Origin of the sequence: Corallococcus sp. CA054B, assembly GCF_003611625.1 — a bacterium.
GTDB classification, from domain to species: Bacteria; Myxococcota; Myxococcia; order Myxococcales; family Myxococcaceae; genus Corallococcus; species Corallococcus coralloides.
In genome coordinates this window covers 25,688-39,944 of the sequence record NZ_RAVY01000075.1, presented here as the reverse complement: position 1 = coordinate 39,944, position 14,257 = coordinate 25,688, and the positions used below count along the sequence as shown (strand labels likewise).

General features: G+C 68.4%; 10 protein-coding genes. All 10 read left to right on the top strand.

Annotation, left to right across the window (positions count from 1 at the left end; translation table 11 throughout):
• Window positions 1–263: 263 nt before the first annotated feature.
• The 10 genes from D7V80_RS19550 to D7V80_RS19505 all read left to right on the top strand — a co-directional run bounded on the left by D7V80_RS19550 (window position 264) and on the right by D7V80_RS19505 (window position 14,186).
• Complete coding sequence (locus D7V80_RS19550; protein ID WP_223743187.1) at window positions 264–677, top strand: hypothetical protein; 414 nt, start codon at window positions 264–266, stop codon at window positions 675–677.
• 77 nt (window positions 678–754) lie between these two features.
• Entirely contained in the window at window positions 755–1,525 is a 771-nt protein-coding gene (locus D7V80_RS19545; protein WP_120589587.1) for a hypothetical protein, read from the top strand.
• A 148-nt stretch (window positions 1,526–1,673) separates the two neighbouring features.
• Complete coding sequence (rplC, locus tag D7V80_RS19540; RefSeq protein ID WP_120589586.1) at window positions 1,674–2,342, top strand: 50S ribosomal protein L3; 669 nt, start codon at window positions 1,674–1,676, stop codon at window positions 2,340–2,342.
• 334 nt (window positions 2,343–2,676) lie between these two features.
• A complete protein-coding gene (locus D7V80_RS19535) occupies window positions 2,677–3,495 on the top strand; it encodes an outer membrane beta-barrel domain-containing protein (protein WP_120589585.1) in 819 nt (272 codons plus the stop codon).
• A gap of 9 nt (window positions 3,496–3,504) precedes the next feature.
• Window positions 3,505–4,719 carry an outer membrane beta-barrel domain-containing protein gene (locus D7V80_RS19530; protein ID WP_120589584.1) on the top strand — a complete coding sequence of 405 codons (1,215 nt, stop codon included), beginning with the start codon at window positions 3,505–3,507 and terminating at the stop codon, window positions 4,717–4,719.
• Between the two features lie 2 nt (window positions 4,720–4,721).
• Window positions 4,722–6,260, top strand: a complete 1,539-nt coding sequence (locus D7V80_RS19525; RefSeq protein WP_120589583.1) for a tetratricopeptide repeat protein — start codon at window positions 4,722–4,724, stop codon at window positions 6,258–6,260.
• A 273-nt stretch (window positions 6,261–6,533) separates the two neighbouring features.
• On the top strand, window positions 6,534–10,190 hold the full coding sequence (locus D7V80_RS19520; protein WP_120589582.1) for a tetratricopeptide repeat protein: 3,657 nt from the start codon (window positions 6,534–6,536) through the stop codon (window positions 10,188–10,190).
• Entirely contained in the window at window positions 10,187–11,635 is a 1,449-nt protein-coding gene (locus D7V80_RS19515) for a tetratricopeptide repeat protein (protein ID WP_120589581.1), read from the top strand. Before D7V80_RS19520 ends, D7V80_RS19515 begins: the two co-directional genes overlap by 4 nt.
• A 158-nt stretch (window positions 11,636–11,793) precedes the next feature.
• Window positions 11,794–12,078 carry a hypothetical protein gene (locus tag D7V80_RS19510; protein ID WP_014396056.1) on the top strand — a complete coding sequence of 95 codons (285 nt, stop codon included), beginning with the start codon at window positions 11,794–11,796 and terminating at the stop codon, window positions 12,076–12,078.
• Between the two features lie 56 nt (window positions 12,079–12,134).
• On the top strand, window positions 12,135–14,186 hold the full coding sequence (locus D7V80_RS19505) for a TonB family protein (RefSeq protein ID WP_120589580.1): 2,052 nt from the start codon (window positions 12,135–12,137) through the stop codon (window positions 14,184–14,186).
• The last annotated feature ends 71 nt before the right edge of the window (window positions 14,187–14,257 follow it).

Below are 14,257 nucleotides of genomic sequence, written 5' to 3'. Positions count from 1 at the left end.
GGGGCAGGCGGCGGTGGTGGCCTTCCTGGTCCCCGTGCTGCGAATCGTTCAGCGCAGGCCCCATTTGCACTCGAAGGTTGTGCGCCTGTCATCCATCTGCCTCGCGGGAGTGGGGCTTTATTGGATGGTTGCTCGTGCGGTCGGTTGAATTGCACCAACAGCGTTCCTAGCTTGCGTCTCACGAGGGTGGGGGAGGGACGCTGATGGGAGCGAGGCATACCCGGCTGGCAGCCGCACTGGCCGCCGCGTGGGAGGCAGAAGTGGTGTCGGCCCGTCGTATGACGGGGCTGGCGGAGCGCATGAACGACGCGCGGGTCCGGGCGCGCCTGATGGTGCTGGCCGCCTTCTGCCGCGCCCATGCATCACGGCTCCTGGCCCGCCTGGCGGCGCTGGGGCGCGGGCCGCTGCCGGTGCCTCCAGAGGAGATCGATCTGGATCCGGACACGGTCCTGGAGCTGCGGCGGGAGGGGGCCTTCGCCCGAGCATCGGCCGCGCGCTATGAGACGACCGCGGAGATGGCGCGCCAGCACGCGGACCTGTCCTCCGCCTGGGTGTGCGAGCTGAACCGGACCGAGGAGCAGGACCGCGCCCGGGAGCTGCTCGCCCTGGCGGAAGGGGCCCTGGCGGCGGTGCGGCGGGGCGAGTCCCAGGCCGTCGCGGCTCCCGCGGATTCCTGAGGTTGGAGGCCGGGCCGGGCGCTTGGAACGCGCTCGGCCGGTGACAGTCCTGGCGTCTTGGGCGTATGAATCAGCCCATGGCGAAGGAGAGCTACAACGATCTCATCTTCCAGCTCGGCGACCTGGCCCGGGACGTCCTCCCGGGCAAGCCGAACTGCCCCCGCTCCATGGAACGCGTCTACCGCGCCGAAGAGGTGCTGGAGGCGCGCCGGGACGAGCTGGCGGCGCTGGAAGCGGAGATGAACGACGAGGATCTGGCCTATCAGGACTTCCTGGCGCAGCACGAGGACGAGTGCGCGGTCCAGAAGCAGATCACCGGCCGGTTCCAGAAGGCCGTGACGGCGGTGGAGGGCAAGGCGAAGGGGCTGCGCAAGACGCTGGCCACCCGCCGTGCGGACCTGCGCTACGCCATCGTGGGCCTCAAGAAGCTGGAGGCGAAGCTCGCGGACCTGGAGATGACCACCCAGGATCCGGTGAAGCTGGACGCCGCCAAGCAGAACCTCAAGAAGAACCGCATCGCCCAGATGCGCCTGGCGCGCGAGGTGGAGGACTGGGAGTCCCAGCTGGCGACCGCCCTCACGCCCACCCCCGGTCAGCCCGGCGCGGCCGGCATCCTGGCGCACAAGCGCCTGATCGAGCTGGAGGACGCCGCGGAAGAGCAGAAGCAGCAGCACGACGCCCGCATGGCGGAGCTCGACCAGGCCATCGCCGCCAAGGAGGAGGAGATCAAGGGGGCGGAAGATTATCTGGATCAGGCCCTGTTCCTCCTCGGCGAAGAGGTGTATGCCCAGCGCATCGCGGACGGGCAGCTGAACCCCTTCTACCCGCGGTTGGATGTCGCGCAGTGAGGGGTACGCCCACCCTTGGTGCTTGACGTAGGGGTCGTGTTTGCTATCTTGCGCCGCTTCCTGGCGGCCGCGGGTACGCGTGTAGGCCAGTTCAGTTCATTGATTTCATTGGGCTTTCAGCGCCACGGGCGCTCGCTGTGAGGACGACGTGAAGGGTCTGATTGGCAAGAAGATCGGCATGACCCAGGTGTTCAACGACGAGGGCAACCTCGTTCCGGTGACGGTCATCGACGTCAACACCTGTCTGGTGGTCGGCAAGCGCACCCCGGAGAAGGATCAGTACTCCGCGGTGACCGTGGGCTTCGGCGAAATCCGCGAGAAGCTCCTGAACAAGCCGGAGCTCGGCTTCTTCAAGAAGGCCAGCGCCACGCCGCGCCGTCACCTGCGTGAGTTCCGCGTCACGGCCGAGGAGGCCGCGGGCTTCAACGTGGGCGACGCCGTCAAGGCGGACATGTTCGCCAAGGGCGAGCTGGTGGACGTCACCGGCGTGACCAAGGGCCGCGGCTTCTCCGGCGTCATGCGCCGCTGGAGCTTCAAGGGCTCGCAGACCAAGACCCACGGTACGCACGAGTATCAGCGTCACCCGGGCGCCATCGGTCAGCGTAAGACGCCGGGCCGTACGTACCCGAACAAGAAGATGCCGGGTCACTACGGCGTCGATCGCGTCACCACGCAGAACCTGACCGTGGTGGACGTGGACGTGGAGAAGGGCCTGGTGCTCGTGAAGGGCGCGGTCGCCGGCCACAACGACGGCATCGTCATCGTGCGCCCCTCCATCAAGGTGGCCATGCGCGCGCAGCACAAGGCCGCGAAGTAATTCGCAGCCGCTGACGCAGGGGCGCTTCACACAGCGCCCCATTCGACGCCTCGCTTCGGGCACCTTCGGGTGGCCGGGCGGGGCGTTCGTCGTTTCCGGGCGCTGTGTCTCCACGCGTGCGCGCGGGGCTGGAGGCCTCGCATCCCCGTGGAAACGTTGAGTGCTGGTCGCCCTGGGGGCAAAGGGCGAAAACTTTACCGACTGCCGCTGGGATCCGCTTGCGGTGAATGGGCGCCGTGCTCACATCGCTGTCCCACGCCGGAGCCTCGCCGTCCCAGCAGACGGGTTGCCTTCCGGATCACCCAACGGCCCACCCCCGGGCCGGGCAGGAGATATGAACGCACGCACGCTTCGCGTCTTCGCCGCGCTGAGCCTCTCGCTGACGGCTCTCGGCGCCGCCGCACAGGAAGACGGCGTCCTGGAATCAGCGGTCGTCCGCAACCGGCTCTACAAGCCCGCGGGCCATCCGGAGCTGTCCCTGTCCGTGGGCCTGCCCGTGCAGACGCACCTGACGGCGCACTACTTCTTCGACGTCGGGCTGGCCTACAACCTGTTCGACACGTTCGCGCTGGAGGCGCGCGCGGGCTACGCCGTCAGCCGCCACACGGGCCTGGCGCGCTCCATCTCCGAGTCCTTCCTGGACCGCGAGGACAAGCGCGTCACGGACGAGCTGGAGGACATGTGGCGGATGGGCCTGCACGGCGTCATCGGCGCGCGGTGGGCTCCCATCTACGGGAAGATCTCCCTCGTCGCGGACATCCCGGTGCACTTCCAGACGTACCTCTGGGCGGGCGGCGGCCTCACCAACCTGAAGCGCCAGTCCGTCATCCAGTGCACCCAGGTCGTGGACCGGGCCGCGGGCGTCTGTGACAACCGCACGGCCGTGGATGACCGGGGCAGCGCCACGGAGAACTACTGGGTGAAGGAGTCGCGCGTGGCGCCGGTGGTGTCCGCCGCGCTGGGCTTCCGCTTCTTCATCAAGGAGCAGCACGGCATCCGGCTGGAGCTGCGCGACTGGATCTTCAAGGACAGCTACCGCGTGAACCTGCTGCGCGACGACTGGGAGGCGGGCCGGACCACCGGTGAGCCCGCCGGCAGTCCGGGCCTCACGCACCTGGTGCAGTTCGACCTCGGCTACACCTTCTCCTTCTGACCCATTCCTATGCGACCCTTCCGTTCCATCGCGCTCCTCGTTGCCGCGGTGCCTGCCCTCGCGTTCGCGCAAGGCGCCTCTCCGGCGCAGCCGCCGGCCGCTCCGGGTCCGGATGCGACCGCGCCGGCCTCTCCTTCACCGGCCGAACCGCCGGAGCGCCAGCGCACCGAGCGCGACGCGCCGGCCGTGCCCCAGTCCCAGCCTGAAGCCGCGCCGGCCACGCCGTCCGCGCCCGCCGTCACCGGCGAGGACGCCGCGGACCGCGCTCCGTCCTCCTCCGAGCCGTCCGGGGCCCAGGCTCCGGCCGCCACGCAGCCCACGGACGCGCCGGTGCTGGACACCGGTGAGGCGCCGCGCACCACGGACGCGCAGCAGCAGCGGCTGGTGAATGGCGCGCCGCTCTACAACCCGAACGTCAACGTCCACATCGTCCAGAAGAAGCGCTTCGCGGACGAGGGCAAGCACGAGCTGGTGCTGTACCCCGCCGCCGTGCAGGTGAACGGCAAGTTCACCAACCACGTGGGCACCGCGCTGAATTACGTCTACCACCTGCAGGAGAACTTCGCCCTCCAGGTGGGCGGCCAGTACAACTGGTACTCCGACGAGAGCGACTTCAACCTGGAGCTCATCGACAAGGTGCGCGAGCAGGCGCAGGCCGCGTCGTCGCTCTTGCTCCAGTGGGGCGCGTACGCGGGCGTCGAAGTCACGCCGCTCTACGGCAAGTTCGCCTTCTTCAACAACTCGCTGGCGCAGTTCAGCGTGGTGCTCTCAGGCGGCGCGGGCCTCGGCAAGACGCGCCACCTCATCCGCCCGGAGGTGGCGAACGAGGTGGACGGACAGACGTACCAGGTGCCCGCGCGCTTCGGAGACACGGGCAACAAGTTCCTGGGTGAGGTGGGCGGCGGCTTCCGCGTGCAGTTCGGTGAGCACTACGCCCTCCGCCTGGAGGTCCGCGACCTCATCTACACCGCGCGCGTGGACAAGGTGGATGGCTGCAACCTGGCGGACTTCGAGGCGCTGGAGGCCGCGCGTGCCGCCAACCAGCCCTTCGAAGGACTCAACCTGAGCGGCAGCTGCAAGGTGTCCAAGTTCGACGGCGTGGACCCGAAGACGAAGAAGAACTACCGCGAGGACATCATCCTCGGGAGGGACCTCGTCGCCGAGCCTTCGTCGGACGTCCTCAACAACGTCAGCTTCTACGCTGGCTTCTCGGTGCTCTTCTAACCATGTCCCGACTGCTCCGACTCTTCGTCGTTCTCGGGCCCCTCGCCGTGCCCTCGGTGGCCCTCGCCCAGCAGGACGTGGGCACCTACAACCGCGCGCTGTCCGCCTTCAACGAAGGCAAGCTGGACACCGCGGCCCCCCTCTTCGCGCAGCTGGCGGAAGGGGAGGACGCGGACCTGAAGGGCAAGTCCGAGTTCTATCTGGCGCAGACCTTCGCCAAGAAGGAGCTGCCCGTCGCGGCCTTCATCTCCTACGCGGCCATCGTCAACGCCGGCCCCAAGCACCCCTCGTACTTGAAGGCCATCGAGGGGCTGGTGGACATGCAGCAGCGGCTGGATGAGCAGAACCTCATCCCCAGCATCCTCAACCAGGCCTACACCGACGAGGTGCGCGACCAGTGGGTCACGCTGCCCAAGGAGGTCCTGGCGCGCATCAACTACCTGGTCGGCACCGCCAGCCAGCGCCGCATGCGCTTCGAGGAGGCCCGCGCGCTGCTGGAGGCCGTGCCCGCGGACAGCCGCGTCTACGCGAAGGCCCGCTACCTGCTGGGCACCGTGCTCGCCGACCCGCGCTTCCCGGGGCGTCCCGGGGAAGGGGAGGCGCTGGACAAGGAGGCCATCGCCGCGTTCCAGGCCGTGCTCCACACGAAGGAACCGCAGGTGGAACTGCCGGAGACGCGCGAATTGGCGCTGCTGGCCCTGGGCCGCGTGCACTACCGCCGCGGTGAGTACGCGGACGCGGTGAAGGCGTACGAGGGCGTGCCCCGCTACGCGCGCTTCTGGGACCAGGCCCTGTTCGAGAACGGCTTCGCCCGCTTCCAGAACGAGGACTTCGGCGGCGCGCTGGGCAGCCTCCAGGCGCTGCACGCGCCGCAGTTCGAGGGCGCCTTCCAGCCCGAGTCGTGGATCCTCAAGTCCACCGTCTATTACTACTCGTGCCTCTACGACGAGGTGAAGACGACGCTCGCCGCGTTCGACGAGCGCTACGGCCCCATGGCCAAGCAGCTGGAGCCCTTCACCGGCGAGGACGTGGCGCCCATCAACGCCTTCAACCTGGTGGCCTCCGAGAACCGCCGCCTTCCGCGCGCCGTCTACCTGTGGATCCGCAACAACGAGCGCATCCGTGAAGTGATGCGGACCCTGTCGCGCGTGGACCAGGAGAAGCGCTCCATCAGCGAGGGCCCGTGGAAGGGGACACCGTTCGCCGCGCAGACGGTGGCGTCGCTCGAGGACATCCGCACCACGCTGCTCCAGGTGGGCGGCACGCTCGCGAAGAACCGCATCAAGGAGGCCGCGGACAACCTCCGCACCTTCTCCGACCAGGCGGAGATCATCCGCGTGCAGACGGCGCTGGATGAGAAGGACCTCTTCTCCGAGGGCGTGGACCAGAAGGCGCTGCTCTCCCGCCAGACGCTCTACCGCCCGAAGATGCCCGGCGCTGCATGGAACTACTGGCGCTTCCAGGGCGAGTTCTGGATCGACGAGATCGGCTACTACCAGTACACGCTCAAGCGGGGCTGCCCCGCTCGCCAGGAGAAGTAGGCAGCAGAAGCAGGCAAGTAGGAGCCGGGCGCACCCGGCCGACGTGAGAAGCAGCCCAAGAGGCCCCGCCACCGTGCGTTTGTCACGGGGGACGGGGCCTCTTCACGTGATGTTGAGTCCTGGAAATTGGCTCGGCGTGATCGCGTACGCCGGGGCACAAGGCACGTTCCGGGCCACTTCTCATTCTGGGTACCCGCGTCTACTTTCCGTCGTCCCTCCCAACTGGGCAGAAGTTTTCCCAGGCAGGCGAGGCGCGGTTCTCCAGGAGCTCGCATGAAGGTGGTTCTTCGGTTCGGTGCACTGGCGGTGGGCGTCGCGCTCGCGGCCGGTGGGGTGGGGGAGGCGGCGGAGGAGACGGCACCGCCGCGCAAGGTGGCGACGAAGAAGTCCTCTTCGAAGGCCGCGGCCAGGAAGGCCGAGGCCGCGAGCAAGAAGGACAAGGAGGCGGAGAAGAAGGCGGAGCTGCCACCCGGCGTCGCTCCCCAGGACATGCGCAAGGGCCCGGCACGGGTGAAGCCCGCCACGGCCAAGTTCGCGGACATGCCTCGCATCGCGGACTCCAAGAAGGACGCGCTCGCGGACAAGAAGCGCGACGAGGCCATCGAAGGCTTCAAGCGCCTCATCCCCAAGCTCCAGGAGACCTCCACGCAGAAGGCGGAGATGCAGTACCGCCTGTCGGAGCTCTACTGGGAGAAGTCCAAGTACCTCTACCAGCTGGAGATGGAGAAGTTCCTCGCGGCGGAGAAGGCCTACGACGCCGCCGTGGCGCGCGGTGAGAAGGCCACCGCGCCGGAGCAGGACCACCGCGACTCCGAGCGCTACCGCGCGGAGACGATGCGCATCTACGAGGCCATCCTCAGCGAGTACCCGGACTACCCGGCCCGCGACGAGGTCCTCTTCTCCCTGGGCTACAACCTCTACGAGCTCAACCGCCGCGAGGACGCGGTGGCGCGCTACGAGGAGCTGATCCGCGACTTCCCGAAGTCGCAGTTCGTCCCGGACGCATACATCCAGCTGGGCAACCACTACTTCGAGAACAACAAGCTCGCGCCCGCGAAGGAGAACTACGAGAAGGCGCGCGCCTCCGGTGTGCCGAAGATCTACGCCTACGCCACGTACAAGCTGTCCTGGTGTGACTTCAACGCGGGCGACCTGGACGCGGGCCTGAAGAAGCTGCACGAGGTGGTGGACTACGCCAGCCAGCGCGGCGAGGAGCTGGGCGACCTGCGCACGGAGGCCCTCAACGACCTCACTGTCTTCTACGTCCAGCTGGATCAGCCGAAGGAGGCGCTCGCCTACTTCAAGCAGAAGGCTCCGGCGAAGCGCCAGGGCCGGCTGCTCGCGAAGACGGCCGCGGGCCTGGTGGACGCGGGCCACTTCGACAGCGCCATCCTGGTGTACCGCACGCTCATCGACGATTCGCCCATGGGCGCGAACGCGCCGGAGTACCAGCAGGCGGTGGTGCGCGCGTTCGAAGGACTTCGCCAGCGTCAGCAGGTCCGCAAGGAGATGAAGCGGATGGTGGACCTCTACCGCCCGGGTGGCGAGTGGTGGACCGCCAACGCCAGCAACGCGGGCGTGCTGCGCAACGCCTTCAGCGTCACCGAAGAGGCCATGCGCGTGATGGTCACCGAGTACCACCAGGAGGCGCAGAAGACGCGCCAGGTGGAGACCTACCGGCTCGCGCGCGACATCTACAAGCAGTACGTGGACGCGTTCGCCTCCAGCGACAACCCGGAGTTCGTGGCGGACTCCGCCTTCAACATCCGCTTCTTCTACGCGGAGATCCTCTGGGCCCTGGAGGAGTGGGAGGCCGCCGCCGCCGAGTACGACGCCGTGGTGGCGTTCAAGATCCCGGACCGCGACTCCGCGAAGGAGGTCTCCAACGAGGCCTACCGCAAGAGCGCCTCGTACAACGCGGTGCTCGCGTACGACAAGCTCGTCAAGATTGAACGCGGCCAGATTGCCAAGAGCGACCTGAAGGACGGCCAGAAGGTCGACGAGAAGAAGGACAAGGGCGACGTCGCCAAGCAGAAGCTGGTGAAGCGCGACGCCAAGGAGCAGGCCGAGCAGCCGCTCACGAAGTTCGAGGACCGGCTGGTCGCCGCGTGTGACACGTACAACACCCTCTACCCGGGCAACCAGGATGAGATCGACCTGCGCTACCAGGCGGCCGTCATCCTCTACGACCGCGCGCACTTCGTGGACGCGGCCCGCCGCTTCGGGGAGATCATCGAGAAGTTCCCGGAGGAGCGCCGCTCGCGCGACGCCGCGGACCTGACCATGTACGTGCTGGAGAGCCGCGAGGAGTGGAAGGAGCTCAACACGCTCTCGCGCAAGTTCCTGGGCAACAAGAAGCTGTCCAAGCCCGGCTCGGACTTCGCCCTGCGCGTGGCCCGCGTGGTGGAGGGCAGCCAGTACAAGTACGTGGACGAGGTCGTCTACAAGAAGGAGAAGAACCCGGCGAAGGCCGCCGAGGAGTTCCTCACCTTCGTGACCGAGTTCCCCAAGTCGGAGAACGCGGACCGCGCGCTCACCTACGCGATGGTCATCGCGCAGGAGGCCGGTGAGGTGGACAAGGGCATCACCGCCGGCGAGCGCGTCCTCAAGGAGTACCCGAACAGCGCCTTCGAGCTGAAGACGCGCTACACGCTGTCCGGCCTCTACGAGAAGGTCGCCGAGTTCAAGAAGGCCGCGGCGATGTCCGAGTCCTTCGTGGCCGAGTACGACGCGGCCATCAAGGCCCGCGACGCGCAGTCGAAGAAGGCCAAGGAGAAGAAGGCCAAGGCCACCACCGTCGCGAAGAAGGACGACACGCCGGGCGCCGCGGAGGACGCGGAGTCCAAGCGCGCGCAGAAGGCCGCCGAGCTCAAGGCGCAGGTGGACGCGGCGGGCGAGTGGGTGGCGGACGCCCTCTTCAACGCGGGCGTCTGGTACGACGGCCTGGGCGAGTCCCAGAAGGCCGTCACCGCGTGGAACACCTACCTGGCGCGCTTCAAGGACCGCAAGGACGTGCCGCAGGTGGCGTTCTCCATCGGCCTCGTGTGGGAGAAGGAGAAGAAGTGGGGCGACGCGGCCCGCGCCTTCAACCGGTTCGTGGAGGACTACGGCCGCGACTCGCGCACCGCCGCGGGGCAGGCGTACCTGGCGCGGTACCACGAGCTGCTCGCGTACCAGAAGATGAAGGACGTGCGCGGCCAGGAGAAGGCGCAGGACGAGCTGGTGCGCGGCTGGAACAAGCTTTCGGAGAGCGTGCGCAAGGACACCGCGGTGCTCAACGCGTACGGCCACGCGCGCTTCCTGGCGCTGGAGCCCACGTGGAAGCGCTTCTCTGAAATCAAGTTCACGCGCGTCTCCACCATCCGCCGCGACCTGACGAACAAGCAGAAGGAGATGCAGCGCGTGGAGAAGGAGTACGCGGCGGTGCTCGCCACGGGCTCCGGCGAGTGGGGCATCGCGGCGCTGACCCGCATCGGCCTCGCGTACGCGGACTTCGCGCGCAACATCATGGACTCGCCGGACCCCTCCGGTCTGGATGAGGAGCAGCTCAGCATGTACCGCGCCGAGCTGGAGAACCTGGCGCTCCCGCTGGAGGACAAGTCCAGCGAGGCCCTGGAGAAGGGCCTCCAGAAGGCCTACGAGCTGGGCATCTACAGCGAGTGGACGCTGGCCGCGCAGGATCAGATCAACCGCCTGCGCCCGGGCGCCTACGCCCAGGTGAAGCCGGTGACGTACCGGGGCAGCAGTGATTCGCGCATCGCCTCGGGCGTGCTGAAGGACCTCAACGGCCCCATCAGCGCCTCCGCGGAGCCGAAGCCCGCCGTGCCGGAAGCGGTGCCCGCCGAGGGCGCGAAGCCGGCCGCCACTCCGGAGGGCACGGAGCCCGCGAAGCCTGAGCCCACCGCGTCGCTCGAGGGGGTGCGGCGGTGAAGACGAACCACAGCATCGACATCAGCAGCCAGTTGAAGGGGATGGGGACGACGGGGATGAACGGCTTTCGCACCAAGCGCATGTTCCTGGCGGGGGCCTTCGCCTTCGCCTTCACCACGGCCTGCGCCACGGGCCCCAGGCCCACGCCCGTCGCGATGAACGCGGTGGAGAAGCCCGCCGTCACGGTCCCCGCCGCGCCTCCGCCCACCGCGGCGCAGAAGGGCGACGCGGACGGCCAGTTCGCCGAGGCCCTGAAGGCCTACGAGGCCGGTGACCTGGACGCCGCTCGCAAGGGCTTCGAGGCCGTCGTCAACCAGCAGCCCAAGGCGCTCAACGCGCGCTTCAACCTGGGCGTCATCGCGGAGAAGCAGGGACGCCCGGCGGACGCCCGCGTGGCGTACGAGCAGGTGCTCTCCCTGGATCCGGCGCACACGCCGTCCGTGATGAACCTGGGGCTGATGCACCGGCACTCGGGCCAGCTGGATGAATCCCTCGCGCTGTACACGAAGGCGCTCCAGACGCCGGGCCATGAACACGACGAGCCCGTGCTCAACGCGCTGGCCGCGACGTACCGGCTGGCGGGCAAGCTGGACGAGGCGGAGGCCACCGGCCGGCGCGTGCTCGCGCGCAGCAAGGACAACCCGGAGGCGTACAAGACGCTGGCGCTGGTGGCGTACGACCGGGGCCAGTACCGCCTGGCGGAGCTGCTGGTCATCAACGCGCGCAAGGTGGCGCAGGACGACCCGGCCATCTCCAACACGCTGGGGATGATCTACCTGAAGATGGACGACCGCCCGCGCGCCCTGGCCCAGTTCCAGAAGGCCGTGTCGCTGGATGACAACTTCGCGCCCGGCCACCTCAACCTGGGCGCCCTGGCGCTGAGCTACCGCGACTACGCGGGCGCGGAGAAGGCCTTCACCAAGGCCCTGTCCCTGGAGCCGGACGGCCTGGAGGGCCAGCTGTACCTGGCGTACGCGCTGGACGGGCAGAAGGGCCTGGATCCGAAGAAGGGCGTCGCCGCGGGCGAGGCGTTCGAGAAGGTGCTCGCGCGCGCCGCGGACAAGCCGGAGGCGGTGTGCGGCGCGGGCTGGGCGTACGCGACCGAGCGCGCGGCCTTCGAGAAGGCCATCGCGTTCCTGGACCGCTGCAAGGAGCTGTCCTCCACGACGGAGCAGGACAAGCAGCTCATCACCGCCAAGGTGAACGGCCTGCAGAACATGCTCAAGAACCCGCCGCCGGCTCCGGCCGCCACCGCGGAGGCCGAGGGCGAGGAGAAGAAGGACGCCGCCGCCACCGGGGGCGCGGGCTCGTCCGTGATGAACCAGCTGCCCCAGGACACCAGCGCGCCCGAGCAGGAGGCTCCGGCGGAAGAGCCGGCTGTCCCCGCGTCCGACGATGCGTCCGGCAATGGACAGACGGCACCGACGCCTGCTCCGACGCCCTGAAGAAACAACAGTCGTCTTGGCGGGAAGGACGAGAACTTTCTTCCCGCCTTTAGCCACCCAGGTGCAAGCGGCCGGGCGGCTCCCTTAGAATCCAGGGACTTGGCGTTGGTGCGAGCCCTGCAATGGAATACGCGAAGCGGGCCTGGCGGAGACATCACATGAAACGACTGCTGGCAGCGATGGTGATGGTGGGAGGGCTGGGGGTGGCGGCTCCCGCCCTGGCTCAGGACAGCAAGGACTCGGTGAAGATCATCCAGGAGGAGGATCGCACCGTGTACCGCAAGAAGACGGTGATTGATTTCACGGATGTGGCGGTGGAGGGCGAGCTCACGAAGCCGGAGGGCTCCTACGTCCTCAACCGCAAGAAGACGGATTTCCAAAGCCTCATCAAGGTCCGGGAGAACTTCGACCCGGAGCTTCAGAAGTCTGCGGACAATCTCTAGACGGCACAGGTGGCGTTGAACGTTTTCGGGACGGGAAGGGAAGAAGGAAGAACTTCATGGCGGCGGCGAGAAAAAACGGATTGACGCTTCGGATCACCACCCCGGACGGCTCCATCCAGGAGACGGTTTCGGAGGCGGAGAGTGTCATCGTGGGGTCGGGCGCCCAGGCGGCGGTGAAGATTCAGGATCCGCGCGTGTCCAACCTCCACGTGATGCTGAAGGTGGACAACGATGGCTCCGTGACGGCCATCGACCTGGGCAGTGAAGGCGGCACCCAGGTGTCCGGGCAGAAGCTCATCATCCCCACGGCGCTCAAGCCCGGGGATGTGCTCACGGTGGGCACCTCGCGGGTGGAGGTGCTCTTCGGAGACGCGCCCCGGCCGGTGGCTCCGGCGGCGGCGGTGGCGCAGCCCGGCGTGTTCCAGCAGCGCCCGGTGATGCCCCCGGCGGCACCAGTGCCGCACGCGGCCCCGGTGCCTCCCAACATGCGGCAGGCTCCGCCTCCGCGGCCCGCGATGAACGCCGCGCCCACGAACGTGGTGGGCACGGTGAGCACGCCGCGCTCCGCTCCGGCGGGCGCGCTGGGCACGCAGGTGTCCCCGAACGTGACGTCCACCCCGGTGTTCGGCCCTCCGCCGCCTCCGGTGGCCGCGCGCAAGGCCACGCCTCCCCAGGTGGCCGCGGCCCGCAAGCCGCAGCCTCCGCCGCACCTGCAGGAGCCGCTGCCCCGGGACGCGCAGCCCACGCCGGATGCGAAGGTGCTCCAGGTGTCCATGCTCTGGGGCGACCAGATGCTGGAGGTCCAGCACTTCAAGGACGGCGCGCCGGTCACCATCGGCGAGGCCGCGAAGAACACCTTCACCGTGTTCTCGCCGCAGGTGGGCAAGCGCCACGTGCTCGCGGTGAGCAAGGGCGACAAGCTGGAGCTGCGCGCTCCGGCGGGCTCTGGCGTCTTCGTCACCAACAACGGCGATGTCCGCACGAAGGACGCGCTGCGCGCCGCGGGCCAGCTCAACACCGCCACGGCGGACCAGGAGCAGCTCTTCACCCTGGGCCTGCATGACCGGGCGGAGGTGTCGCTGGGCACGGTGGCGTTCGTGATGCGCTACGTGAAGCCGTCGCCGGCCATCCTGGCGACGTCGCTGTCCGACCGCGACTTCGGCTTCTTCAAGATCGCCGCCATCTGCCTGCTCGCGGCGGCGGCGTTCGTCACCGCCATGGTGCTGACGCCGCACACGGAGACGAAGTCCGCGGACGACGTCTTCGAGTCCCAGCAGCGCGTGGCCAAGTTCCTCATCGCCCCGGAGAAGAAGGTGGAGGCGAAGAAGCTCCAGCTCTCCGGCGTGGAGGAGGGGGCCAAGGCCAAGGACGAAGAGGGCAAGTTCGGCAAGCAGGAGGCGAAGCAGGAGGAGGCCGCGCCCTCCAAGCCGGGCACCCCGGTGGTGGACAAGTCCAAGAAGGAGAAGGACCGCCAGGTGGTGGGCAAGGTGGGCCTGCTCGGCGCGCTCAAGGGCATGAAGGGTGGCGCTTCCGACGTGTTCGGTCCGGGCGGCATCGGCACCGGCATCAACAACTCGCTGGGCGGCCTCAAGGGCGGCGCGGCCATGGGTGACGCGCACGGCGTGGGCGGCCTGGGTTCGCGTGGCACGGGCAACGGCGGTGGCGGCACGGCGCTGGGCATTGGCGGCCTGGGCACCCAGGGCAACGGCCGGGGCACGGGCGGGTCCGGCGGCATCGACCTGGGCGGCCGTGGCAAGTCCGTCACCAAGGTCATCCCCGGCAAGACGACGGTGATTGGCGGCCTGGACAAGGACGTCATCGCCAAGGTCATCCGGCGGCACCAGAACGAGATCAAGTACTGCTACGAGTCGGAGCTGAACAAGAACCCGTCGCTGGCCGGCAAGGTCGCGGTGGCCTTCACCATCGACCCGGCGGGCGCGGTGGCGGACGCCGGCGTGTCCGAGTCCACGCTGGGCAGCGCGGCCGCGGAGCAGTGCATGATCTCCCGCATCCGCCGCTGGAAGTTCCCGGAGCCCAAGGGCGGCGGCGTGGTGAACGTGACGTACCCCTGGCTGTTCTCGCCCTCGGGCGCTGACGCCGCGGAGTAACGGCAGGCCGGTAGGGATTCGTAGACTGGAAGACCGAAATGGCGTGGACGAAACGGTCCACGCCATTTTCG